Here is a 24,090-nt window from a genome sequence, read left to right as displayed (position 1 = left end):
CCGGCGGCCGGGGCGTGACCCCGATGGCCACGGCAGCCGCCGCGGACCGGGACGCCGCGCGCGTCCCGGTCCGCGGGCTCACGGTCCTGTACGACGCCGAGTGCTCGCTCTGTACATTCCTGCGTAACTGGCTCGTACGGCAGCGGCAGTTGGTGCCCCTCGAACTGGTGCCGGCCGGGTCGGAGGCCGCCCGGCGCCGCTATCCCGGGCTCGACCACGGGGCCACCCTCGACGAGATCACCGTCGTCGGCGACGCGGGCCAGGTCTACCGGGGCGCCGCGGCCTGGATCGTCACCCTGTGGGCGCTCTCCGAGCACCGGCCGACAGCCCATCGGCTGAGCACTCCGGCCGGGGCGAGGCTGGCGCGGGGCGTGGTGCTCGCCGCCGCGAAGTGGCGCGGCGCCCAGTGGCGTGGGGCCCGGTGGGGCGGCGGCACCTACAGCCGTGGCGACGGGTGGGTGTACGACCCGAGCTGGGGCTGGGTCTACAACGCCCCCGGCTGCGACAACGGCGCCTGTTCCACTGGTTAGGCTCGTTCCCGTGGCAGCAGCGAAAGACAGTAGTGCGAGCCAGGACGGCCCCGCCGACGAGTCCCGTACCCCCGCCAAGAGCGAGCAGACCCGGGCCCTGATCCTGGAGACGGCGATGCGCCTGTTCCAGGAGCGGGGTTACGACAAGACGACCATGCGGGCCATCGCCACGGAAGCCGGGGTGTCCGTCGGCAACGCGTACTACTACTTCGCCGGCAAGGAGCATCTGATCCAGGGCTTCTACGACCGGATGGCCGCCGACCACCGGGTGGCCATCCGGACGGTCCTGGACCGGGAGACCGATCTGGAAGCCCGGATCGCCGGGGTGTTGAAGGCGTGGCTGGATGTGGCGACGCCGTACCACGAGTTCGCGGTGCAGTTCTTCAAGAACGCCGCCGACCCGGACAGCCCGCTCAGCCCGTTCTCGCCCGAGTCGGAACACGCGCGCACCGAGGCCATCGGCGTCTGCCGCGAGGTGCTCGTGGGCTCCAAGGCGAAGGTGCCGGAGGAACTGCGGGACGTCCTGCCGGAGTTGCTGTGGCTCTCCCAGATGGGGCTCGTTCTGTACTGGATCTTCGACCGCACCGAGGGCCGCGAGCGCAGCTACCGCCTCGCCGAACGCGGCGCCCGCCTCACCGCCCTGGGCGTCTCTCTGGCCCGTTTCCGCGTACTGCGCCCGCTGGTTCGCGAGGTGCATGACCTCTTCACGGACTTCCTGCCGGGGATGACGAAAGCCCTCCCCGACCCGGCGGCGTCGTCCCAGGACAAGAATCAGAGCAGAGACAAGGACAAGGACAGGGGCAAGGACAGGGGCAGGGGCAAGCGCTTCGGCGCGCGCGAGGAGTAGCGCAAGGGCAAGTGCGAGGGCAAGCGCGAGGGGCGCCCGCCTCCGCAGCGGGCGCCCCTCTCACCGACCGCCCCTCAGTTCACCGCGTCCACCTCATCGGCCTCCAGCTCCACGTCGTACACCAGCGGATCGTCGGACACGGTCACCTGCCTCGCGCGGGCGGCGTACGAAGGAGCCGTCGCCGCGAGCAGGAACGTCCCCGGGAACGGCACCGCGACGATGTACGAGCCGTCGGCCAGCGACGTCACGCGGTCCAGCCGGCGGCCTCCCTGGGTGAGCAGGTTCAGCACGGCACCCCCGACCGGCTGCCCGTCCGCGCTGCGGACGAAGCCGTGTACCACGGAGCCGCCCGCCTCACCGCCCTTGTCGAGAGGCACGCGCGCGTGGACACCGCCGTCCGGCACGCGTGCGTGCGGCACCTCCGCGCGTGCCTCCGCTTCCTCTTCCTCCCGTTCCTCCCGGGGCTCCACCGCCAGATGGGGCAGCCGCTTCTCCAGCCACCCGGGCAGCCACCAGTTGGAGATCCCCAGGAGGTGCATCGCGGCCGGCACCAGTGCCGTACGGAGGATGAACGCGTCGAGCGCGACCGCCGCGGCGAGGCCGATGCCCGCCATCGCGGCTTCGGGGTCGCCGCTCAGCACGAAGGCGAGGAAGACACAGACCATGATCAGAGCGGCGCTGTTGATGACGCGGCTGGTCTCGGCGAGGCCCACACGCACGGCGCGCGCGTTGTCCCGCGTGTGTACCCACTCCTCGTGCATCCGGCTCACCAGGAACACCTGGTAGTCCATCGAGAGCCCGAAGAGCAGCGACAGCATGATGACCGGCAGGTAGGCGTTGATCGGCCCCTCCTTGCCCAGGCCGAACAGATCCAGGCCCCAGCCGTACTGGAAGACCGCGACGAGTACGCCGAACGAGGCCGCGGCCGCGATCAGGTTCATCACCGCGGCCGTCAGCGGCACCACGAGGGAGCGGAAGGCGACCAGCAGAAGCAGGAAGCCGAGTCCGATGATCGCCGCGATGAAGTACGGCAACCGGTCTCCGGTCACGGTCGCGAAGTCCTTGGACACGGCCGTCACGCCGCCGACATGGGCAGGCGCGCCGGAGTCCGGGATCACCTCGTCCCGCAGGGTGTCGATGAGCCGGTCCGTCTGCTCGGACTGCGGTGAGGTGGTGGGCACGACCTGGATCACCGTGACGCCCCGCACGGCCGGAGCCGCCGCGACCTGCGCGACGCCCTCGGTCGACCGGATGCGCGAGACGAGTCCTTCCGCGTCGCCGCCGTCCGTGACCACCTGGAGCGGGCCGTTGAAGCCGGGCCCGAAGCCCTCGGCGAGCAGGTCGTACGCCTGCCGGGTCGTCGACGACGCCTCGTGGTTGCCCTGGTCGGTGGCGCCGAGCCGCAGCGACAGCACGGGGAGCGCGAGCACGGCCATCACCACGACCGCGAGGGTGGCGATCGAGCGCGGGCGCTTCTGGACGTTCGAGGACCAGCGCACCGCGAGACCGCTCGCCTGCTCCCGTTCCGGCCCTGTGGCGGCGAGCCTGCGCCGCTGCCTGCGGCTGAGCACCCGAGTGCCGAGGAGGCCGAGCAGCGCGGGCAGCAGGGTGACCGCCGCGAGCACGCTCAGTACGACCGTGAGCGAGGTGCCGATGACCACACCGTTCAGGAAACGCAGGTTCATCACGAGCATTCCGGCGAGCGCGATGCACACCGTGCCGCCCGCGAACAGCACCGCCCGGCCGGAGGTGTTGAGGGCCGCGACCGCCGCCTCCTCCGGCTTCATGCCCCGCAGGATGCCGCGCCGGTGCCGGGTGACGATGAACAGCGCGTAGTCGATGCCGACTCCGAGTCCGATCAGCGTGGCGAGCAGCGAGGCGAGTTCGGGGACGTTCGTGACATGGCTGAGCAGCTGGGTGGAGAGCAGCCCCGTGCCGACGCCGAAGACCGCGATGACGATCGGCACCAGCATCGCGAAGAGCGATCCGAAGGCCAGGAACAACACGACCGCCGCCGCGGCGATGCCGACCAGCTCGGCGGTGCCGGTGGGCGGCTCCTGGATGCGTGTGATCGCCTGGCCGCCCAACTCGACCCGCAAGCCGCCTCGTTGCGCGTCCTGTGCCGTGTCGACGACGTCCTGCACCAGTTCCTTGGGTACGGAGTTCGCCTGCTCGGCGAAGGTGACCTGGGCGTAGGCGATCTTCCCGTTCTCGCTGATCTGGGCCCCGCCCCGCGCGGTGTACGGGTTGGTGACCTCGCCCACGCCCTTCATCTCGCCGATCGCGGCGAGCGCGGGCTCGATCCGGGAGCGTACGGACTCGTCCCGTACGGTTCCGTCGTCGACCTTCCACACCACCGTGTCGGTGTCGCCCGACCTCTCGGGAAAGGCCTTCTTCATCAGGTCGTACGCGCGCGTGGAGTCCGTGTTCGGAAGGGAGAAGGTGTCCGCGTAGTTCGTGCCCGCGGTGGATCCCGCGAAGCCCAGCCCGAACAGCGCCCCCAGCCACAGCAACAGGACCACCAGCCGGTGCCGATAGCACCACCGTGCCAATGTCGTCACGCCTCAACGCTCCTTAGTCGGTCCGTCGGTTGGTCCCCCAGGTCCTGCGGCTCAGCATCGGGGGCGCCGCACGGGCGTGGACACGGCACGGCCATGACTCTCAAGGAACTCCAATGCGAAGGGCGGCCCCAACGGCCGCTGCCCGCGCCGATACTGGGGCCATGACCGCTCACGAAGGAGCCACGGTCCTGGTGGTCGAGGACGAGCCGAGCATCGCGGACGTCCTCGCCATCGCCCTGCGCTACCACCGCTTCGAGGTGATGACGGCGGGCACCGTCCGCCAGGCGCTGACGCTCGCCGAGCGCACGCGTCCCGACGCCGCGCTCCTCGACGTGATGCTGCCGGACGGCGACGGCCGGACGCTCGGCCGCGAACTGCGCGTCGGGCGACCGGATCTGGCCCTGGTGTTCCTGACCGCGCGGGACGCGCCCGCGGAGATCGTCGGCGCGCTCGGCTTCGGCGACGACTACATCACCAAGCCGTTCAACATCGACGAGGTCGTCGCCCGGATCACCGCGGTCCTGCGCCGCACGCGATCGGACGACGTCCTCCCCCAACGGCCGCCCCTGCGCTACGGCGACCTGGAGCTGGACGAGACGACGTACTCGGTGCGCCGCGCGGGCCGCACGGTGGAGCTCACCCCGACCGAGTACGCGCTGCTGCGCTTCCTGGTGCGCAACGGCGGGCAGATCGTGCCCAAGGAGCAACTCCTGCGCCACGTCTGGCAGTACGAGCACTCGGCCGAGTCGACCGTCGTGGAGACCTACATCAGCTATCTGCGGCGCAAGCTCGACGCTCTCGGCGCGCCCGTGATCACGACCCGCCGGGGTGTGGGGTACGGGCTCGCATGAGCATCCGCCACCGTCACCGCCATGGCATCCATTCGCTGCGCGGCGGGCTGGCACTGGCGAACGTGGCCCTGCTGGCGCTCGGCATCGTCGTGGCGACCGCGGCGAGCCTGATGGGCATGCGCGCCTACCTGCTCGACGGCATCGACACGGATCTGACCCGGACCCGCGACTCGATCGGCGGCACCCGGCTCACCATCGAGCAGATCGACTCGCTGAGCGCGCTGACGGCGCTGAGCGACAAGTTCGCGTCGGAGTCCTCCGGCCGCGATGCCGACGCACCGGCACGGGACGCCGTCTTCACGGCGCTGGACGCTCGGGGACGCCCGCTGACCCTCGGCGGTTTCGCGCCCACCGACGACCAGCGCGCGCTCGCCGCCGCGGTGGACGACCCGGCCGCCCTCGCCGCCGACGAGGAACCGCACGACGTCACGGTCAAGGGCACCCCGTTCCGGGTCACCGCGGCGTCCCTGGCCGACGGCACGACGGTGCTGATGGCCACGTCGACCGGCTCCGTGCACGAGGTCATCCGCAAGGCACTCAAGCTCGACCTCGCCGTCGGCACACTGCTGCTCGCGCTGCTCGCCGTGCTGACGATGATCAGCGTCAGCCGCCGGATGCGCCCCCTGGAGGACATGGTGGAGACCTCGTCGGCGATCGCCGAGGGGGATCTGACCCGCCGCGTGCCCTCCAGCCGGCACCCGACCGAGGAGGTCGAGCAGCTGCGGGTCGCCCTCAACTCGATGCTGCAGCAGGTCGAATCGGCGTACCGCACGCGCGAGCGCAGCGCGGCCCAGCTGCGCCGCTTCGTCGGCGACGCCTCGCACGAGCTGCGTACGCCGCTGTCGGCGATCCGCGGCTATCTCCAGCTGTACGACAAGGGGATGCTGAGCGATCCGGCCGAGCGCAAGCGAGCCTGGGACCGGATGAACGGGGAGGTCGACCGCATGGGCCGGCTCGTCGACGAGCTGCTCACCCTGGCGCGCCTCGACCAGCGGCCCGAACTGCGCTTCAAGAACGTCGACTTGAGCCGTCTCGTTCGCGACGCGGCGGAGGATCTGCGGGCCCAGCAGCCCGACCGCCCGGTCTCGGTGGACGCCGACGGTGCCCTTCTCGTGCACGCCGACGAGTCGGGGCTGCGCCAGGTCCTGGGCAATCTCGTCGGGAACATACGGACGCACACGCCGGCCGACGTGCCGGTCACCCTCGGTCTGGAACGCCAGGACGGGACCGTACGGCTGTGTGTCGCGGACGAGGGCCCAGGGCTGGCGGAGGAGGACGCGGCGCGGATCTTCGACCGGTTCTTCCGGGCGGGCGGCGGCGCGGGCAGCGGTCTGGGAATGGCGATCGTGCAGGGCGTGGTGGCCGCGCACGGGGGCGAGGTGGCGGTGCGGACGGCTCCGGGCAAGGGGCTGGCAGTGACGGTGACGCTGCCGACGCGGACGTACGACTGACCGTCTGGCCCCTCGGGTGGCTGGGCCCTGATCCTTCGGACAGGCCCTAGCCCGCCGGTACGAGCGCCCACACGGTCTTGCCGTCTCTGCCCCGGCCCCACACGCCCCAGGCCGCCGTGAGGTGCTCGACGAGGTGCAGGCCGCGCCCGGACTCCGCTCCCTCCTCTCCGGCATCCTCGATCGGCCGCGGGCTCGGCTGGACGGAGCTCGCGTCGGAGACCTCGATGAAGCACGAGCCGTCGGCGAGCGCGGTCACCGCGACCTCGAACTCCCGCTCCTGGGGCCGTCCGTGACGTACCACGTTTGTCGCCAGCTCGGAGACGAGCAGGACGGCGTCCTCGAGTGCCGTTCCGTCCCCACTGTGCCCCCAGTCCGCCAGATGGTCCCGCACCCGGCGCCGGGCGATCGCGACCGAGGCCGGATGCCGGGGCAGGCGGAAGGCGTTGCGTCTCAACACGTTTGCTCCCCCTCCAGCACACGCCTCCGTCACATCATGCTGGGTGGAGTGAACGCACCGCATCACGCCTGCAATCGTCAACCCCGCGTGAACGCGTCAAATCCAGAAGAGGCTCCACAGCCGGGAAAGGCGTCGATACCGTCGCAAGTCGACCCTCGTACGGCCCTGTGCGCCTTGTGCCGGCTGGCCGGAATCCAGCGGCGACGCAGCGGTGAAGCCGAGACCTTGCCTCAGGCCTGCCGGGAGGCCAGCTGTACGACCGTGATGTCGGACGGTGCGCCCACGCGCGTGGGCGGGCCCCAGGCACCCGCGCCACGGGTGACGTACAGCTGGGTGTCGCCGTAGCGCTCCAGACCCGCCAGGGTCGGATTGGCGAGGCCCGCGATGAAGTTGCCGGGCCAGAGCTGGCCGCCGTGGGTGTGGCCGGAGAGCTGGAGGTCCACGCCGTGGTCCACGGCCTCGTGGATCTGCACGGGCTGGTGGGCGAGCAGCACGCACGCGCGGGCCCGGTCCCGGTCGCCCAGCGCCTTCGCGAAGTCGGGCCCCTGTCCCTCGTCCTCGCCCGCCACGTCGTTGACACCGGCGAGGTCGAAGCCGGCCAGCTCCGTCCGGTCGTTCTCCAGCGGCGTCAGGCCGAGTTCGCGTACGTGCTCGACCCACTGCTCGGCACCGGAGAAGTACTCGTGATTGCCGGTGACGAAGAACGCACCGTGCCGCGCCCGCAGTTGAGCGAGCGGTGCGGCGGCGGGCCCGAGGTCCTCCACCGTGCCGTCGACGAGGTCACCCACGACCGCGATGAGGTCGGGCTGGGTCGAGTTGACGGTGTCGACGACCTTCTGGGCGAACCCGGGCCCGAGCAACGGCCCCAAGTGAACATCACTGACCACGGCGATCCGGAACCCGTGCGCGGCCCGCGGCAGTTTGGCCAGCGGAACGGTCACCCGCTTCACCTTCGGCCCGCGCAGCACCCCGTACGTCCCGTATCCGACCGTCCCCAGAGCGGCGGCCGCTGCGGCCCCGCCCACGACACGGGACACGAAGAGACGCCGCGAGGGGCCACTGGGCGTGGCCGGCGGTCCATCCGAAGCCGCCGGGGCCTCCGAATCGCCGTCGGAGGCCCCGGCGTTCTCCGCATCGGCGTCAGGCGTCGCAGGATCCTGTGGACCACTGTCGGGCGTGCCCGCGGCCCCCGCCCCCACAACCGCGGCGGGCGCGGCGATCTCCACCGATCCGCGATCGTCCAGTGTCCTGGGCACCGCACGCCGCTCGACGACCCGCCGCAGAACCGGCCGCACCACCTCCCCCACCAGCACGCCCAGCAAGAGGTAGATCGTCAGCGCCATCCACAGGAAGCCCGGCCAGCCCAGCAGCTGCTGGAGCCAGAACGGCGCGCCCGCCCGCTCGGTGGCGATCGCCGCGAACATGATCAGCGGCCCGGCGACGAACACCACCGTGCCCGCACGCCGCGCGAGCCCCGCCCGGGCCGTCGTATCGCGCACCAGACGACGCCACACGTACCAGTGCATTCCACCGAAGGCGGCCAGGACGGCCACGGCGACCAGAAGAAAGACGATGACCACGCGGTGGCTCCCCGTTATGACGTGTGGCGCATGGCGCGAATACCGCGCAACCCGATGACCCCGATGACCGTCCCAAGGACAAAGGAGACAACGGCGAGCGTCAGGTGCACCCAGAAGTACCCGGTCGGATCGCCCGCGTCGTCGAACGCGAGCCCGCTCCCGTCCTTCCACAGGTTCTTGACGAAAGTGATCCAGATGACCCAGCTCCACACCCCGAAGGCGAGCAGGAACCAGGACACGGAACGGCTGAGCTTCATACGCTCAGTATCTCTGCCGTCGATCGGGCGCCGCCTCCGGGGTGGGGAGGGCGGTGGGACTTCCCGGCCGGAGCCATGTACGTTCTCGACCGTGTCCGCCATGAAAAAGACCACCAAGTCGTCCTTGCTGGTCACTTCCGCCGCCTTGTTGTCCTTGCCGCTCACCGCGACCGCCACCGCGCCCGCCTTCGCGGACGGAACGCCGAGCCCCAAGGCCACGACCAAGCCGAGCAGGTCGGCCAAGCCGAGCGCCACACCCCCGGCGAACATGTCGGCCGTGGGCGGCGCCCAGCTCGGCAAGGCCGGTACCCAGGCGAACCTCGGCGCCGGCGCCCCGGTCCTTCCGAAGGAGCTGAGCGCCCGTTCCTGGATCGTCGCGGACGCCGAGTCCGGGGACGTCCTGGCCTCGCACAACGCGCACTGGCGGCTGGCCCCCGCGAGCACCCTGAAGATGTTGTTCGCGGACACCGTGCTGCCGAAGTTCGACCGGACCGAGAAGCACAAGGTCGTGCCCTCCGACCTGGCGGGCATCGGCATCAACTCCAGCATGGTCGGCATAAAGGAGAACGAGACGTACACGGTCCACGACCTGTGGCTCGGCGTCTTCCTTCGCTCCGGCAACGACGCCGTCCACGTCCTGTCCGCGATGAACGGCGGCGTCGACCAGACGGTCAAGGACATGAACGCGCACGCCGAGGAGCTCCAGGCCCTCGACACGCACGTGGTCAGCCCGGACGGCTACGACGAGACGGGCCAGGTGTCATCGGCGTACGACCTGACCCTGTTCGCCCGCTCCGGCCTGCAGAAGAAGGACTTCCGGGAGTACTGCTCGACGGTACGCGCCCAGTTCCCGGGCGAGACCAAGAAGAACAAGAAGGGCAAGAAGACCCGCAAGTCCTTCGAGATCCAGAACACCAACCGGCTGCTGACGGGTGCCTACGACCTCGACGTCTACAAGGGCATCGCGGGTGTGAAGAACGGCAATACCTCGAACGCGGGCTCCACCTTCACCGGTGTCGCCGAACGCGACGGCAAGGTGTTGCTCGTCACGGTCATGAACCCCGAGAAGGAGGAGAGCAACGAGGTCTACAAGGAGACCGCCCGCCTCCTCGACTGGGGCTTCCAGGCGTCGGGCAAGGTCGAGCCGGTGGGTGAGCTGGTGCCTCCGAAGGGCGCGGACACGGGCTCGCAGCCGGGTGCGGGCGCCTCCGGCCAGGCGGGGGGATCCGGTACCGGTGAGAAGTCCGTCGCCGCTTCGAAGAAGGAGGCGGGTTCGAGCGGTATCGGCATCGCGCTGGCGATCACCGGCGGTCTTCTCGTGCTCCTCGCGGCCGGGGCGTTCCTCGTCAACCGCCGCTGGCCGCTGCCCGACCTGATGCGCCGTCGCCCGCGCCCCTGACATGCTTTCGCTGGGCGTCGGCTTCGCCGGCGTCCCCATCGTCGGCTTCGGCGGCGTGGGCATCGTCGGCTTCGTCAGCGTGGGCTTCGTCGGCGTGGGCTTCAGCTTCGGCCTCGGCCTCGGCTTCGGTTTCGGTTTCCTGCGAGGGCTCCTCGAGGCCTTCCAGGGACTCCTCGGGGCCCTCCGTGTCTTCCGAATCACCGGCCTCTTCGGTGGTGCCGTTCTCCCCCGTCGCCGTCCAGGCGGCGCAGAAGAGCACGAGCTTCGCGGTGAAGTTGATCCACAGCAGCAGCGCGACGGGCACCCCGAAGGCGCCGTACATGTTCTTCGAGGCGACGCCGCTTATATAGCCGCTGAGCAGCAGCTTCAGCAGCTCGAACCCGACGGCCCCGATCAGCGCGGCGGTGATCAGACGGCGGCGGGGCGGCTCGACGCCGGGCAGCAGCGTCAGGACGTACAGGAGGAGCGAGAAGTCGGCGAGGACGGCGATGGCGAACGCGGCGGCCTGCAGCAGGGCGCCACTCCAGCCGGTCTCGTCGATGCCGAGCTGCCGGGCCGTCCAGCCGACCATCGTCGACGCGACGGTGGACGCGGCGAGCGTGACGAGCACGGCGCCGCCGAGCCCGACGAGCACCCCGGCGTCCTTGGCCTTGCGCAGGACGGGGTTCTCGTCGGGGTCGGGCAGCTCCCACACCGCCCGCAGGCATTCGCGCATGGAGCCGACCCAGCCGATGCCGATGAACAGCAGGACCGCACCCGCGATGATGCCGACGGTGCCGGCGTTCTCCACCAGGCCGTTGATGTCCAACTGGTCGGAGATGCCAGGGATCTGGTCGGCGATCTTGTCCTCGAGCTGGTGCTGCCGCTTCTTGTCGAGGGTCGCGGCGGTCACCGCGGCGGCGACGGTGATCAGCGGGAAGAGCGCGACGAAGCTGATGAAGGTCATCGCCGCCGAGAGCCGCGCCCACTTCACCCGGTCCAGACGCTCGTACGAGCGCCACGCGTGTGTGGTCATCAGACGCGCGACGACCGGCCCTATGCCAGGGAGCTTCTTCAGCCAGTCCATGATCCGATTCTGCCCTCGTTACGGCCCTCCTGTCGGAAGACCAAGGAGCGGGTACCCCAGAACCGCAGGACTGTAGCCAGCGCCATACCGACTCCGGCGCCCGAGATCGTGTCCGCGCGCTGCGAGGTGAACCCGAGGCCATAGTGACTGACGGCGAGACACAGCAGCTGCACGAGGGCGCCCGCGATGTTCACCGCGAAGAAGATCCCGTACTGCCGCAGTCCACGTGCACTGGTGTGCCGGTAGGTGCCGAGCGCGTTGCCCGCGTACGCGACCGAGCAACCCGCCACGAATGACAGCGCCTTAGCGGTCAGTGGGTCCACGCCCACGGGGCCACGCAGCCACACGAAGAGGGCGAGGTCGGCGGCGTACGCGAGGAGCCCGGCGGTCGCGAAGCCGAGCAGCTCCCCGGCCGCCGGGCGCCGTACGTGGCTCACGAGTCCGCCCCGGGCTCGTGGCTCATTGGTCGGCCTCCGGCTCGTGGCTCACCAGTTGGCCACGGCCAGGCCGTACATCGCGAGCCAGACCATGCCGATCAGCGCCAGCGCGCGGTCGCGCAGCACGACGTCCTCGGGTTCGCCCGCCGTGCCCCGGTCGGCGAAGACCGCGTACCGCAGGATCGCGAGAATGAAGGCGACCATCGACAGCTGCCGCCAGGGCAGCACGCTGGTGTGCGGCACACCGCCCTCTTCCATGGCCCACAGGCAGTAGGCGAGGACCGCGACGCCGGCCGCGAGCTGCCAGACGAACCGGAGGTAGCCCACGGTGTATTCCGTGAGCAACGCGCGCGTGGCGCCCGATTTCCCGGCCATCTGTACGGCCTCGGAGTAACGCTTGGCGGAGACCATGAACAGCGCGCCGAAGCCGGTCGTGATCAGGAACCAGCGCGACAGCGGAATGCCGAGCGCGAGCCCGCCGATCATCGCGCGCATCAGGAACCCGGTGGTCACTACGGCGAGATCGATGACGAGGACGTGCTTGAGGCTGACGCAGTACGCCAGTTGCATGCCCAGGTAGGCGATCAGCAGGGCCGAGGCGAGGGGCGAGCACAGGAAGGTGGCGGCGGTCGGGGCGACGACGGCGAGGACTCCCCCGACGGCGTACGCGACAGGGACGGGCACCTGTCCGGCGGCGACCGGACGGTGGCACTTGACCGGATGGGCGCGGTCGGCGTCCGCGTCCCGCGCGTCGTTGACCAGGTAGACGGCGGCGGCGCAGGCCGTGAACAGGACGAAGACGAGCGCGACTTGGATGATCACATGGCGTGAGAAGAGCTCGCCCGCCGCCGCGGGCGCGGCGACCACGAGGACGTTCTTGACCCACTGCCTGGGACGGGCCGTCCTGATCAGGCCCCTGAGGAGGCCGTATTTCCGCGAGGAGGGCGGCCGCTGCGGCATTCTCTCCAGGAGTGCCGTTTCAGACATGGTCGCCGCCACCCGTCAGCATCCAGCGGGTCCCGAGCCCGGCCATGAGCCCGCCGAGGGCCGCGCCGGCCGCCACGTCCGAGGGATAGTGGACGCCGACGACCAGCCGCGAGACGCACATCGCGGCGGCCAGCGGCGCCACCACGCGCACGCCCAGTGCGCCATAGGCCACGGTGGCCGCCGCCGCAGATGTGGCGTGCGAACTGGGGAAGGAGTGCCGGCCGGCGGTGCGCACCAGGGGCTCGACGTGCGCGGGGCGCGGGCGGCGCACGAGCCGCTTCACGGCCATGCTGACGACGTGCGCGCCCGCGGTGAGAGCCGTGCCGCGCAGCCAGGCACCGCGCCGCTCACGATCCACCGCGGCGCCCGCGACCCCGGCCGCGAGCCACAGTGTGCCGTGTTCTCCCGCCCAGGACAGGGCGCGGGCGGCGGCCGCGACGCGTGGGTCCGTACCGCAGTCGTGGAGGGCCGTCAGCAGCCGGCGGTCCATGTCGTCGAGGTCGTCCATGTGGATTCACTGTTCACGGCCACCGTCGAAGAATTACGGCAATACTGGGCGACATCCAATTAATCACCCATTTCGGGGAGAGGCGGGATATTTCACTCACTTCGTAAACAAAGGCGCATATAGGGGCGATACGGTCGCCGGTATGCCTGTCGACTCCCCGTACACCGCCGTTTCCGGTACCGGCCCCGTACCCGTGACCGGCTGGGGCCGCACCGCCCCCACGGCCGCCCGTCTGGTCCGCCCCCGTACGTACGAGGAGGCCGTGGCGGCCGTCCGGTCGTGCGGGGCCCGCGGAGGCATCGCACGAGGGCTGGGACGGGCGTACGGGGACGCGGCGCAGAACGCGGGCGGGACCGTGCTCGACATGACCGGGCTGGACCGGGTTCACACGATCGACGCCGACGGCGGCACGGTTCTGTGCGACGCCGGAGTCAGCCTGCACCGGCTGATGGAAGTCCTGCTGCCGCTCGGCTGGTTCGTGCCGGTGACGCCCGGCACCCGCTATGTGACGGTCGGCGGGGCGATCGGCGCCGACATCCACGGCAAGAACCACCACGTGTCCGGGTCGTTCACCCGCCATGTGTTGTCGCTGGAGCTGCTGACCGCCGACGGTGAGATCCTTACGGTGAGCCGTGGCACCCCCCTGTTCGACGCCACCGCGGGCGGCATGGGCCTGACCGGCGTCATTCTCACGGCGACCGTCCGGCTTCAGCCCGTCGAGACCTCGCTGATGTCGGTCGACACCGAACGCGCCACGGACCTGGACGACTTGATGGCCCGCCTCACGGCCACCGACCACCGCTATCGCTACTCCGTCGCCTGGATCGATCTCCTGGCCCGCGGCCGGTCCATGGGGCGCTCGGTGCTGACACGCGGGGACCACGCCCCCCTGGACGCACTGCCCGACCGCACGCGCGCGCGTAGGGACCCACTGGCCTTCCGTCCGGGCCGCTTCCCCGCCGCGCCCGCCTTCGTCCCGGAGGGCCTGCTGGGCCGCACGACGGTGGGTCTCTTCAACGAGCTCTGGTACCGGAAGGCACCCCGCGCGCGTACCGGTGAGCTGCAGCGGATCTCTGCCTTCTTCCACCCGCTGGACGGCGTCCCGCACTGGAACCGCGTCTACGGGCGGGGCGGTTTCGTGCAGTACCAGTTCGTCGTCGGATACGGCCAGGAGGACGCCCTGCGCCGGATCGTGCACCGGATCTCGCGGCGCCGCTGTCCCTCCTTCCTCGCCGTCCTGAAGCGGTTCGGGGACGGCGACCCGGGCTGGCTCTCCTTCCCGATGCCCGGCTGGACCCTCGCCCTCGACATCCCGGCCAACCTGCCGGAGCTCGGCGGTTTCCTGGACGAGCTGGACGAGGAGGTCGCCGCGGCCGACGGACGGGTCTATCTCGCGAAGGACGCCCGGCTGCGGCCCGCGCTGCTCGCCTCGATGTATCCACGGCTCGACGAGTTCCGGGCACTGCGGGGCGAGTTGGACCCGACCGGAGTCTTCACCTCGGATCTGGCCCGGCGTCTGGGGTTGTGAGCGGGCCCGGCGCCTCCGGCCGGTGAGCGGGCCCGGCGCCTCCGGCCGGTGAGCGGGCCCGGCGGCGCGGGCGCCCGCTCGGCCGCCTCGTGAGTTTGGTTTCCCGACCCACCTCTATAGGAGTTCGGTTTCATGAAGGACGCCTTCGGAACCCCCCAGTCCCTCCTCGTCCTCGGCGGCACGTCCGAGATCGCGCTCGCCACCGCGCGCCGCCTGATCGCCCGCCGCACCCGCACCGTGTGGCTCGCGGGCCGCCCGTCGCCCGCACTGGAGACGGCCGCCTCCGGACTGCGCGACCTGGGCGCGGACGTACGTACCGTCGCCTTCGACGCGCTCGACTCCGACGCCCACGAGGCCGCGCTCGGCAAGGTCTTCGCCGAGGGGGACATCGACATGGTGCTGCTCGCGTTCGGCATGCTGGGCGACCAGGCCCGCGACGAGAACGAGCCGGGGGCGGCGGTGCGTGTCGCGCAGACCAACTACACGGGCGCGGTCTCGGCCGGTCTGATCTGCGCCAAGTCCCTGCAGACGCAGGGGCACGGCTCCCTGGTGGTGCTCTCCTCGGTCGCCGGCGAGCGGGCCCGCCGCGCCAACTTCATCTACGGATCCAGCAAGGCGGGCCTCGACGCCTTCGCGCAGGGCCTGGGCGACGCACTGCACGGAACGGGCGTCCATGTGATGGTCGTACGCCCCGGCTTCGTCCACTCGAAGATGACCGCGGGTCTGCCGGCCGCCCCGCTCGCGACCACTCCCGAGGCGGTTGCCACGGCCATCGAGACGGGCCTGCGGCGGCGCTCCGAGACGGTATGGGTGCCCGGCACGCTCCGGGTCGTCATGTCGGCGCTGCGCCACGTACCGCGAGCGGTGTTCCGGCGGCTGCCGGTCTAGGTCCTGGCGGCCCGGGGCCTGGGCGTCGGTCAGCGCTTCAGGCTGACGATCACGGACTTCGCCATGGGGTTGCCGCTCTGGTTGACCTGGACGTGGCCCACACCGAGCACCTTGTCGGTGCCCGGGACCGGCTCCACCGCCGACAGCCAGAGCGACTGCTGCGAACTGGGCCTGACTCCGCCGGTGTTGGGCAGCCTGGGGCGCTTGATCTTCGTGCACGCGCCGTCCTCGGCGAGGTAGCGGTTGCCGTCCAGGAAGAGTCCTCGCGTACCGTCGCGCGCCACGGGAACGCGTGTGGCGCAGTCCCTCTCCGCGTCCGGCTGCCTGCTCCAGCGCGAGCCGTCCCAGCGCAGGCGTACGGCCTCGTCCTGCGGCTCGGCGTCGACCTCGCCATGGTTGAAGGTGTGCGTGCCGTACGCCCGCACGTCGTCCTTCGCGAGGACGAGGACCTCGTCGAGGGTGGCGGTGGGCTCGGGCGGCACCGGGTCCGGAAAGCGGTACTCCGGCGTCGGCGTCACCGTCCAGGCGCGGCCGTCCCAGTGCAGAGCGGCGGGCTGGGCGGTCTCGTGACCGCTCTCCTCGGACTCGCCGTCGCGGTAGCCGACGGCCCACAGGTCGTCGGAGGCGCTGCCGTCGAGCGAGGCGGCGGTCGCGGGCAGCGCGGACGTGGTCCACCGGGTGCCGTCCCAGTGCAGGATCCGCGAGTCGCGGCTGAGCACCCAGATGTCGTCGGCGCTGAAGGCCTTCAGGTCGGCCACGGGGCGGCCGTCGGGGAGCTCCGGCACCGCGGACCAGCGGGTGCCGTCCCAGTGAGCCATCCGCGACGCGCTCTGATCCGGCCGGCCGGCCGTCAGCAGCACCTCCCCGGAGCCCAGAGGGTCCAGACGCGGCTCGTGGACGCTCTCCCCGAGCGTCGTCGGCATGGGCTGCCGCTGCCAGCGCTTGCCGTCGTAGCGGAGCAGGAAACCGTCGGAGGTCCCCTCCGTGGCCCCCGCGACCCAGATGTCGTCCTCGGCGAGCGCGACCACGTCCGACAGGCCCTGGGAGTCGAAGATCTCGTCGTACGTCCAGGCCGGCCCGGAGGAGGAACCGCCGCCTCCGCCTGACGGGTCTGTCTGCCCCGACTGGCTCTCCTGCCCCTTCTGGCTCCCCTGCCCCTCCTGCCCTCCCTTGCCCGCGCACCCGGCCGCCGCGAGGGCGAGCACGGCGAGCGTGACGGTGATCCTGCGCATGATCCCCCTCGTCGTCCGCTCCGCCGGTGCTCCCCGGGCGCGCGAGTCCTCAGCGAGCGTGTCCTCAGCGAGCGGGCAGCGTGGTGTCGCGGTCCGCGGACGCGCCGGCCTGCGGGGGCACGACCGTGCCTCCGAACACGAAGTCGCGCAGCCTGCGCCACACCCCGTCGGCGCCCTGCTCGTACAGCGCGAAACCGGTGCACGGCCACTCGGCCTCGTACTCGGACAGCTCCTCGAACGCCCGGTCCATCGCCTCGTCGTCGATGCCGTGCGCCACCGTCACATGCGGGTGGTACGGGAACTGCAGTTCGCGTGCCACGGGCCCGGACGCGTCCCGGACCTGCTTCTGCAGCCAGGTGCAGGCCTCGGCCCCCTCGACGACCTGCACGAACACGACGGGCGACAGCGGACGGAACGTTCCCGTGCCGGACAGCCGCATCGGGAAGGACCGCCCGGCGGCCGCGACCTCGGCGAGATGCGCCTCGATCGCGGGCAGCGCCGAGTCGTCGACCTCTGTCGGCGGCAGCAGCGTGACGTGGGTGGGGATGCCGGAAGCCGCGGGGTCGCCGAAGCCCGCGCGCCGCTCCTGGAGCAGGCTGCCGTGTGGCTCCGGGACCGCGATCGACACACCGATCGTTACGGTCCCCACGTCGTCTCCTGTCGTCGTTGTGGTGTTCTGGCGTTGTCGTGTTCTGACGTTGTGCCGCTGTGGCGTTCTGGCGTCTCCGCGCGTTCCTGGCGGGCAGGGATGGCGGTCGGTCCTGTGTGTCCCTGTTTCCGTACGGCCTACGACTGTACGGCGGTCGGGGCCGATGCCGGTATCAGTGTCCGGGTCAGTGCTTGGCGGGCAGGAAGCCCACCCGGTCGTACGCCTGGGAGAGCGTCTCCGCGGCGACGGCACGCGCCTTCTCCGCGCCCTTGGCCAGAATCGAGTCGAGCGTCTCCGGGTCGTCCAGATACTGCTGAGTGCGCTCCCGGAACGGCGTCACGAAGTCGACCATGACCTCGGCGAGGTCCGTCTTGAGCGCACCGTAGCCCTTGCCCGCGTACTTCTGCTCCAGTTCCGTGATACCGGTGCCGGTGAGGGTCGAGTAGATGGTCAGCAGATTGCTGATACCCGGCTTGTGCTCCGTGTCATACCTGATGACGGTCTCGGTGTCGGTGACCGCGCTCTTGACCTTCTTGGCGGTGGCTCTGGGCTCGTCGAGGAGGTTGATGAGGCCCTTCGGAGTCGAGGCCGACTTGCTCATCTTGATCGACGGGTCCTGAAGATCGTAGATCTTCGCCGTCTCCTTGAGGATGTACGGCGCCGGGACCGTGAACGTCTGTCCGAAGCGGCCGTTGAAGCGCTCGGCGAGGTCACGCGTGAGCTCGATGTGCTGGCGCTGGTCCTCACCGACCGGGACCTCGTTGGCCCGGTACAGCAGGATGTCCGCGACCTGCAGGATCGGGTACGTGAAGAGGCCGACGGAGGCGCGCTCCGTCCCCTGCCTGGCGGACTTGTCCTTGAACTGGGTCATGCGCGAGGCCTCACCGAAGCCGGTGAGACAGTTCATGATCCAGGCGAGCTGCGCGTGCTCGGGCACATGGCTCTGGACGAAGAGCGTGCAACGCTCCGGGTCGAGGCCGGCGGCCAGCAGCTGGGCCGCGGCGAGCCGGGTGTTGGAGCGCAGCTCGGCGGGGTCCTGCGGAAGGGTGATCGCATGCAGGTCGACGACCATGTAGAACGCGTCGTGGGTCTCCTGCAGGGCCACCCACTGACGGACGGCGCCGAGGTAGTTGCCGAGGTGGAACGAGCCTGCGGTGGGCTGGATTCCGGAGAGCACGCGAGGTCGATCAGAGGCCATGGCCTCATTCTCTCAGGTGCCGGGGCCCGCTCCGGAACTGGTCGGAAACAGAAGTGACACAGGTGGGAACCGATCGGCCTCCGGCGGTGTAGCAAGAGTGTGAAAACGCGGGAGGGGGACCGCATCGTCGATGAGGCCGCGGTGATCGCACGCGTACGCGCCGGAGAGCCGGAGGCCTACGCCTACCTGGTGCGCGCCCACACGGGCATCGCGCTCAGGGCGGCCCGCGCGCTCGGAGCGGGTGCGGACGCGGAGGACGTGGTGCAGCAGGCCTTCTTCAAGGCGTACTGCTCCCTGGAGCGCTTTCGGGACGGCACGGCGTTCCGGCCGTGGCTGCTGTCGATCGTCGCCAATGAGACGAGGAACACAGTGCGGGCGGCGGGCCGCCGACGGACGCTGGCCGATCGGGAGGCGGCACTGGTCGGGCCCGATCCGCTGATACGGGAATCGGCGGACCCGGCTGTCGCCGCGCTGGAGACAGAGCGCCGCGTGGCCCTGCTGGGCGCGCTGGAAGAGCTGAGCGAGGAGCATCGGCTGGTCGTCACCTACCGCTATCTGCTGGAGATGGACGAGCCGGAAACGGCCCAGGCCCTGGGCTGGCCACGCGGGACGGTCAAGTCCCGGCTCAATCGTGCGTTGCGCAAGCTGGAGCGGTTGCTGCCGGATTTCCAGCCGCGGGAAGGAGGTGATGAGCATGAGTGAGTCGTACGAGAACGAGGGCGCGGAGTCTTCGGGCGGTCGTGCGCCCGGGGAGTCCCGCGAGCCCGGGGGTGCGCGTCGGCCGTCCGGAGGCGGCGGCGAGCGCCGGAGCGTGGGCACCTCCCGGCTGCCCGAGGAACTGCGCGCGCTCGGGCGGTCGTTGGATCCGCCAGGTGCGAGCGGGACCGAGTCGATGGTCGAGCGGGTGCTTGAGCAGATACTCGCCGAGCGGGTGCCGGTCCCTGTGGCCGAGCCGCCGGAGCCCCGCGCCCGGGTCCGGGTTCGGGCGGTGCGGCGGTGGGCGCGGCTGCGCCGACGCTCGCTGACCGCGGCGCTGTGCGGGCTGCTGACGGTGCTGGTGCTCACGCCTCCGGTGCGGGCCGCGGTCATCGACTGGTTCGACTTCTTCGGGGTCGAGGTGCGGTACGACCCGTCGGCGCCGCCCCCTTCACCGTCTCCGGTGCCGGGCTGCGAGGAGGGCCTCAGCGTGGCCGACGCGGCACGGAAGGCGGGGTTCGAACCGCTGCTGCCACGGGAGTTGGGGCGGCCGACGGCCGCGCAGGTGTCGGGTGGCCGCCGGGTCCTTTCGGTGTGCTGGCGCGGCGGGGACGGCGAGACGATACGGCTCGACCAGTTCCGGGCGAAGCTCTCACCGCTCTTCTGGAAGTCGACGACGGCACCGTACAAAGCGGTCACGGTGAGCGGCGACCATGGCCTGTGGTTCGCCGAGCCCCACCGCCTGGAACTCGCCCTGGTCGACGACCGGGGCCGCGAGTACGCCAAGACGGTCCGCACGGCGGGGCCGACGCTGCTGTGGACGCAGCGGAGTGAGGTGACGCTGCGGCTTGAGGGAGTGGCGTCACAGCCGCGGGCGCTGGAGATCGCGGAGTCCGTGAAGCAGCGGAGTCCGTGAAGTAGCGGGAGACCGTGAAGCCGGCGGAACCGGTGGCGCGTGGATCGGTCCGAACTGGCGAGGACCGAGTGGGAACCTCGACGGGTCGAGCGGTGTACCAGAAGTGACGAGGTGCGGACGGGCCGCACCCGGCACCGACTGGGGGTCCGATGCGAAGCGTTCGTGAACTTGCGGCGGCAGCCGGGGCGTTGGCGGCCACGCTCGCTCTGCTGGTGGCGGGGGCGCCGGCCGCGGTGGCGGGTGGGCCGACGAGTGTGCTGCTGGTCTCGCCCAACAGCGGGGAGACGGCGTCGCTGTACAACAGCGAGCAGGAGTACATGCGTCTGAGCGACCTTCTGCTTGCCGATCCGGGCCGGGCCCTCGACAACTCGAAGGAGAAGCCGCCGGAGCCTGACTTCATAGGCCGCCATATCAATGTCACGTGGATGATCCATGACGTCACCCCCTGGCGAGTGGACATGATCCATCCCGACGTGGCCGGATCCCGGAGCGTCTGGATCCTCACACAGCTCAAAATGGATCTTGGTACGTCGGAGCCTTCGCAGGAGATCTGGCACCAGGCGAAGAACCCGGACGAGCTCCGGGCCCTGCTCACCGATCTCGGCGTCATGAGCAAGCACCCCAAGGGGACGAACCCGGATTCGGGGCCCGAGCAGCCCTCGGGCGACATCTCTGCCGCCGCGCCGGCAGGAACGCCCGCCGCGGGAGCGGGCGGCGGGACCGACTGGTGGTGGGCGATACCGGGGCTGGCGGCCGGAGCCACGCTGGCACTGATGCTGCGGCCGGTCGCCGTGCGGCTGTCGGGGGCGGGGCCGCTGGGGTGGTGGCGGAAACGGGAAGCCGGTCCTCGGCAAGAGCTGAGGGACGTCTGAGGCGGGATGTGCTGACGAGCGCATGCGGGGAGCGGGACCCGTGAGGGGTTTCGGGGTGTCTGCCCGGCTGTGGCGTGTGTCCAGCGCACACATGGCCGACCGCCGCGTCCGTCTCGGCCACGCCACATCCCCGGCTCCCGGTCCGAGGACCGGGAGCCGGGGCCGGGCACGGGGCCCGCTGGGCGAGGCCGGGAGCCGGGCCCGCTGGGCGAGATCGGGGCGAGGCGGCAGCCGGCGCCGTGGCTCAGTCGGCGGCTGGCGCCTCAGCCGAGGTCGATCTCCGGGTAGAGCGGGAAGCCGGCCAGCAGGTCGGTGGCCCGGTGGGAGATCTCGTCCGCGATCTTCGGGTCCAGGATGTGCTGGGCCTTGGAGGGGGTGCCCTTCGCGGTGGTGCCGGGCTCGGCGGTGGTGAGGACCCGGTCGATCAGGGAGGCGATCTCGTCCATCTCGGCGGTGCCCAGGCCACGCGTGGTGAGGGCCGGCGTGCCGATGCGGATGCCGGAGGTGTACCAGGCGCCGTTGGGGTCGGCGGGGATGGCGTTGCGGTTGGTGACGATGCCCGAGTCGAGCAGGGCGGTCTCGGCCTGGCGGCCGGTGAGGCCGTAGGAGGAGGCGACATCGATCAGGTTGAGGTGGTTGTCGGAGCCGCCGGTTACCAGCGTGGCGCCGCGCCGCATCAGGCCCTCGGCGAGGGCGCGGGAGTTGTCGACGACGGCCTGCGCGTAGTCGCGGAACTCGGGACGGCGGGCCTCGGCGAGCGCGACGGCCTTGGCGGCCATGACATGCGGAAGGGGGCCACCGAGGACCATCGGGCAGCCGCGGTCGACCTGGTCCTTGAGGGAGTCGTCGCACAGGACCATGCCGCCGCGCGGGCCGCGCAGCGACTTGTGCGTGGTCGTGGTGACGATCTGGGCGTGCGGGACGGGGTCGAAGTCGCCGGTGAGGACCTTGCCGGCGACGAGACCGGCGAAGTGCGCCATGTCGACCATCAGCGTCGCGCCGACCTCGTCGGCGATCTCCCGCATGATCCGGAAGTTCACCAGGCGGGGGTACGCCGAGTAGCCGGCGACGATGATCAGGGGCTTGAACTCGCGAGCGGAGACACGCAGGGCCTCGTAGTCGATGAGACCGGTGGCGGGGTCGGTGCCGTAGGAGCGCTGGTCGAACATCTTGCCGGAGATGTTGGGGCGGAAGCCGTGGGTGAGGTGGCCGCCGGCGTCCAGGGACATGCCGAGCATGCGCTGGTTGCCGAAGGCCTGGCGCAGCTCGGCCCAGTCGGCCTCGGAGAGGTCGTTGACGTTGCGGACGCCGGCCCGCTCCAGGGCGGGGGCCTCGACGCGCTGGGCGAGGACGGCCCAGAAGGCGACGAGGTTGGCGTCGATGCCGGAGTGCGGCTGCGCGTAGGCGTGGCGGGCGCCGAAGAGTTCCCGGGCGTGCTCGGCGGCGAGGGCTTCGACGGTGTCGACGTTGCGACAGCCGGCGTAGAAGCGGCGGCCGATGGTGCCTTCGGCGTACTTGTCGCTGAACCAGTTGCCCATGGCAAGGAGGGTGGCCGGAGACGCATAGTTCTCGGAGGCGATCAGCTTGAGCATCTCGCGCTGGTCGGCGATCTCCTGGCCGATGGCGTCGGCCACACGGGGCTCGACGGCGCGGATCACGTCGAGGGCGCTGCGGAAGGCGGTGGATTCGGTGGAGACAGGCGCAGAGTTGGCAGACATGGGGGACCTCCGGACGTGGCGTTCAGCGTTCACGGTACGGCCCAGGCGCACGGCACATGTTTGCTCGGGCCGCTCCCCGATGGTTGGTCCCATCCCAGCGCGCCAGTCACGGCCCGCCAGCAGCCTACCGGGCGCGCCGGATGGCCTGCCACGCGGCGGTGGCAGCGGATCGATATCGCCCGGTCCACCATGCGAGCGACGATAGGGGTGAGGGGCCGCAACCGCCCGGTGCCGTGAGAAAAGGAGATCCCGTGACCGCTACGGAGCGGCTGATCGCCTCGGCCGAGGCGCACAGCGCGCACACGTACCACCCGCTGCCTGTCGTCGTGGCCACGGCGGACGGGGCCTGGATGACGGATGTCGAGGGGCGCCGCTTTCTCGATCTGCTGGCCGGATACTCGGCGCTCAATTTCGGACACGGCAACCGCCGGCTGATCGACGCGGCCCGGGCGCAGCTGGAGCGGGTGACGCTGACGTCGCGGGCGTTCCATCACGACCGGTTCGCCGCCTTCTGCACCGAACTGGCCGAGCTGTGCGGCATGGAGACGGTACTGCCGATGAACACGGGTGCGGAGGCGGTCGAGTCGGCCGTGAAGACCGCGCGGAAGTGGGGGTACCGGGTCAAGGGCGTGCCCGACCGGATGGCGAAGATCGTCGTGGCTTCCGACAACTTCCACGGGCGTACGACGACGATCATCAGCTTCTCCACGGACGCGGAGGCGCGGGCGGACTTCGGGCCGTACACACCGGGCTTCGAGATCGTGCCGTACGGGGATCTGACCGCGATGCGCGAAGCGCTCACGGAGAACGCGGTCGCCGTGCTGCTGGAGCCGATCCAGGGCGAGGCGGGGGTGCTGGTGCCGCCGGCCGGTTATCTCGCGGGCGTACGGGAGTTGACGCGCGAGCGGAACGTGCTGTTCGTGGCGGACGAGATCCAGTCGGGGCTGGGCCGGACGGGGCGCACGTTCGCGTGTGAGCACGAGGGCGTGGTGCCGGACATGTATGTGCTGGGCAAGGCGCTCGGGGGCGGCGTGGTGCCGGTGTCGGCGGTGGTCTCGTCGGCGGAGGTGCTGGGCGTGTTCCGGCCGGGCGAGCACGGTTCGACGTTCGGGGGGAATCCGCTGGCCTGCGCGGTGGCGCTGGAGGTCATCGCCATGCTGCGGTCCGGCGAGTTCCAGGCGCGGGCGGCGGAGCTGGGTGAGCGGCTGCACCGTGAGCTGGGGCGGATGTGCGATACGGGCAGGGTGACGCAGGTGCGCGGGCGAGGTCTGTGGGCGGGGGTCGACATCGCCCCGGCGTACGGGACGGGCCGGGAGGTCTCCGAGAAGCTGATGGACCGGGGTGTGCTGGTCAAGGACTCCCACGGCGTCACGATCCGGATCTCTCCGCCGCTGGTGATCAGCGAGGAGGACCTGGACTGGGGGCTCGCCCAGCTCGGGGCCGTACTCCATGACTGAGCCGG

22 protein-coding genes, 1 pseudogene and 1 riboswitch are annotated in these 24,090 nt (G+C 70.9%); of the genes and pseudogenes, 11 read left to right on the top strand and 12 right to left on the bottom strand.

What is annotated here, in order from left to right; genetic code table 11:
- Nucleotides 1–23 precede the first annotated feature (23 nt).
- Both FE633_RS19680 and FE633_RS19675 read left to right on the top strand, forming a co-directional pair.
- Entirely contained in the window at nt 24–530 is a 507-nt protein-coding gene (locus FE633_RS19680; RefSeq protein WP_138046486.1) for a thiol-disulfide oxidoreductase DCC family protein, read from the top strand.
- A 115-nt stretch (nt 531–645) separates the two neighbouring features.
- Complete coding sequence (locus FE633_RS19675; RefSeq protein WP_138046547.1) at nt 646–1,377, top strand: TetR/AcrR family transcriptional regulator; 732 nt, start codon at nt 646–648, stop codon at nt 1,375–1,377.
- A 74-nt stretch (nt 1,378–1,451) separates the two neighbouring features.
- Here the strand turns inward: FE633_RS19675 and FE633_RS19670 are convergent, their stop codons facing one another.
- A complete protein-coding gene (locus FE633_RS19670) occupies nt 1,452–3,929 on the bottom strand; it encodes an MMPL family transporter (RefSeq protein ID WP_138046546.1) in 2,478 nt (825 codons plus the stop codon).
- 170 nt (nt 3,930–4,099) lie between these two features.
- Between FE633_RS19670 and FE633_RS19665 the strand changes: the two genes are divergently transcribed.
- A complete protein-coding gene (locus FE633_RS19665; RefSeq protein ID WP_138046485.1) occupies nt 4,100–4,789 on the top strand; it encodes a response regulator transcription factor in 690 nt (229 codons plus the stop codon).
- Complete coding sequence (locus FE633_RS19660; RefSeq protein ID WP_138046484.1) at nt 4,786–6,240, top strand: sensor histidine kinase; 1,455 nt, start codon at nt 4,786–4,788, stop codon at nt 6,238–6,240. Before FE633_RS19665 ends, FE633_RS19660 begins: the two co-directional genes overlap by 4 nt.
- Before the next feature lie 46 nt (nt 6,241–6,286).
- Here the strand turns inward: FE633_RS19660 and FE633_RS19655 are convergent, their stop codons facing one another.
- From FE633_RS19655 to FE633_RS48450, 3 genes are all read right to left on the bottom strand, one after another.
- Nucleotides 6,287–6,697 (bottom strand): ATP-binding protein, encoded by a 411-nt coding sequence (locus tag FE633_RS19655; RefSeq protein WP_138046483.1) that lies wholly within the window; start codon nt 6,695–6,697, stop codon nt 6,287–6,289.
- A 230-nt stretch (nt 6,698–6,927) separates the two neighbouring features.
- Nucleotides 6,928–8,277 (bottom strand): metallophosphoesterase, encoded by a 1,350-nt coding sequence (locus FE633_RS19650; RefSeq protein WP_138046482.1) that lies wholly within the window; start codon nt 8,275–8,277, stop codon nt 6,928–6,930.
- Nucleotides 8,278–8,291: 14 nt separating this feature from the next.
- Nucleotides 8,292–8,534: an SCO4848 family membrane protein gene (locus FE633_RS48450; protein WP_246113720.1), complete on the bottom strand. Its 243-nt coding sequence runs from the start codon at nt 8,532–8,534 to the stop codon at nt 8,292–8,294.
- Nucleotides 8,535–8,625: 91 nt separating this feature from the next.
- On the opposite strand from FE633_RS48450, the gene FE633_RS19645 reads away from it, so the two are divergent.
- The gene (locus FE633_RS19645) at nt 8,626–9,933 is read left to right on the top strand and encodes a D-alanyl-D-alanine carboxypeptidase family protein (protein ID WP_246113719.1); all 1,308 of its coding nucleotides are present in this window, start codon (nt 8,626–8,628) and stop codon (nt 9,931–9,933) included.
- A 189-nt stretch (nt 9,934–10,122) separates the two neighbouring features.
- Here the strand turns inward: FE633_RS19645 and FE633_RS19640 are convergent.
- From FE633_RS19640 to FE633_RS19625, 4 genes and pseudogenes are all read right to left on the bottom strand, one after another.
- Nucleotides 10,123–10,999, bottom strand: a pseudogene (locus FE633_RS19640) (YihY/virulence factor BrkB family protein); the annotation flags it as partial.
- Nucleotides 10,987–11,436 (bottom strand): GtrA family protein, encoded by a 450-nt coding sequence (locus FE633_RS19635; protein ID WP_138046481.1) that lies wholly within the window; start codon nt 11,434–11,436, stop codon nt 10,987–10,989. The gene FE633_RS19635 and the pseudogene FE633_RS19640, both read right to left, overlap by 13 nt.
- Nucleotides 11,437–11,484: 48 nt before the next feature.
- Nucleotides 11,485–12,423, bottom strand: a complete 939-nt coding sequence (locus tag FE633_RS19630; protein ID WP_138046480.1) for a decaprenyl-phosphate phosphoribosyltransferase — start codon at nt 12,421–12,423, stop codon at nt 11,485–11,487.
- The gene (locus tag FE633_RS19625) at nt 12,416–12,931 is read right to left on the bottom strand and encodes a phosphatase PAP2 family protein (RefSeq protein WP_138046479.1); all 516 of its coding nucleotides are present in this window, start codon (nt 12,929–12,931) and stop codon (nt 12,416–12,418) included. Before FE633_RS19625 ends, FE633_RS19630 begins: the two co-directional genes overlap by 8 nt.
- A 142-nt stretch (nt 12,932–13,073) precedes the next feature.
- Here FE633_RS19625 and dprE1 point away from each other — a divergent pair, with 142 nt between their 5' ends.
- On the top strand, nt 13,074–14,459 hold the full coding sequence (gene dprE1, locus FE633_RS19620; protein ID WP_138046478.1) for a decaprenylphosphoryl-beta-D-ribose oxidase: 1,386 nt from the start codon (nt 13,074–13,076) through the stop codon (nt 14,457–14,459).
- 132 nt (nt 14,460–14,591) lie between these two features.
- Nucleotides 14,592–15,347, top strand: coding sequence for a decaprenylphospho-beta-D-erythro-pentofuranosid-2-ulose 2-reductase (gene dprE2 / locus FE633_RS19615; RefSeq protein WP_138046477.1), 756 nt, complete (start codon nt 14,592–14,594; stop codon nt 15,345–15,347).
- Between the two features lie 29 nt (nt 15,348–15,376).
- Here the strand turns inward: dprE2 and FE633_RS19610 are convergent, their stop codons facing one another.
- The 3 genes from FE633_RS19610 to trpS form a co-directional block, all read right to left on the bottom strand.
- Nucleotides 15,377–16,579 carry a hypothetical protein gene (locus FE633_RS19610; RefSeq protein ID WP_138046476.1) on the bottom strand — a complete coding sequence of 401 codons (1,203 nt, stop codon included), beginning with the start codon at nt 16,577–16,579 and terminating at the stop codon, nt 15,377–15,379.
- Nucleotides 16,580–16,643: 64 nt separating this feature from the next.
- Complete coding sequence (locus tag FE633_RS19605; RefSeq protein WP_138046475.1) at nt 16,644–17,228, bottom strand: 2'-5' RNA ligase family protein; 585 nt, start codon at nt 17,226–17,228, stop codon at nt 16,644–16,646.
- A gap of 184 nt (nt 17,229–17,412) precedes the next feature.
- Nucleotides 17,413–18,426 (bottom strand): tryptophan--tRNA ligase, encoded by a 1,014-nt coding sequence (trpS, locus tag FE633_RS19600; protein ID WP_138046474.1) that lies wholly within the window; start codon nt 18,424–18,426, stop codon nt 17,413–17,415.
- A 99-nt stretch (nt 18,427–18,525) separates the two neighbouring features.
- Between trpS and FE633_RS19595 the strand changes: the two genes are divergently transcribed.
- From FE633_RS19595 to FE633_RS19585, 3 genes are all read left to right on the top strand, one after another.
- Nucleotides 18,526–19,128 carry an RNA polymerase sigma factor gene (locus FE633_RS19595; protein ID WP_171060032.1) on the top strand — a complete coding sequence of 201 codons (603 nt, stop codon included), beginning with the start codon at nt 18,526–18,528 and terminating at the stop codon, nt 19,126–19,128.
- A complete protein-coding gene (locus FE633_RS19590) occupies nt 19,121–20,038 on the top strand; it encodes a hypothetical protein (RefSeq protein ID WP_246113717.1) in 918 nt (305 codons plus the stop codon). Before FE633_RS19595 ends, FE633_RS19590 begins: the two co-directional genes overlap by 8 nt.
- Nucleotides 20,039–20,187: 149 nt before the next feature.
- Nucleotides 20,188–20,910, top strand: coding sequence for a hypothetical protein (locus FE633_RS19585; RefSeq protein WP_138046473.1), 723 nt, complete (start codon nt 20,188–20,190; stop codon nt 20,908–20,910).
- Between the two features lie 263 nt (nt 20,911–21,173).
- Here the strand turns inward: FE633_RS19585 and FE633_RS19580 are convergent, their stop codons facing one another.
- Entirely contained in the window at nt 21,174–22,628 is a 1,455-nt protein-coding gene (locus tag FE633_RS19580) for a glycine hydroxymethyltransferase (RefSeq protein ID WP_138046472.1), read from the bottom strand.
- A 32-nt stretch (nt 22,629–22,660) separates the two neighbouring features.
- Nucleotides 22,661–22,748: riboswitch (ZMP/ZTP riboswitch) on the bottom strand.
- A 131-nt stretch (nt 22,749–22,879) separates the two neighbouring features.
- On the opposite strand from FE633_RS19580, the gene rocD reads away from it, so the two are divergent.
- A complete protein-coding gene (gene rocD, locus FE633_RS19575) occupies nt 22,880–24,085 on the top strand; it encodes an ornithine--oxo-acid transaminase (protein ID WP_138046471.1) in 1,206 nt (401 codons plus the stop codon).
- The last annotated feature ends 5 nt before the right edge of the window (nt 24,086–24,090 follow it).

This window comes from Streptomyces montanus (genome assembly GCF_005786655.1).
In the GTDB taxonomy this organism is placed as follows: domain Bacteria; phylum Actinomycetota; class Actinomycetes; order Streptomycetales; family Streptomycetaceae; genus Streptomyces; species Streptomyces sporangiiformans.
The sequence above is the reverse complement of the archived record's forward strand: the minus strand, read 5'-3'. Positions and strand labels throughout refer to the sequence as shown.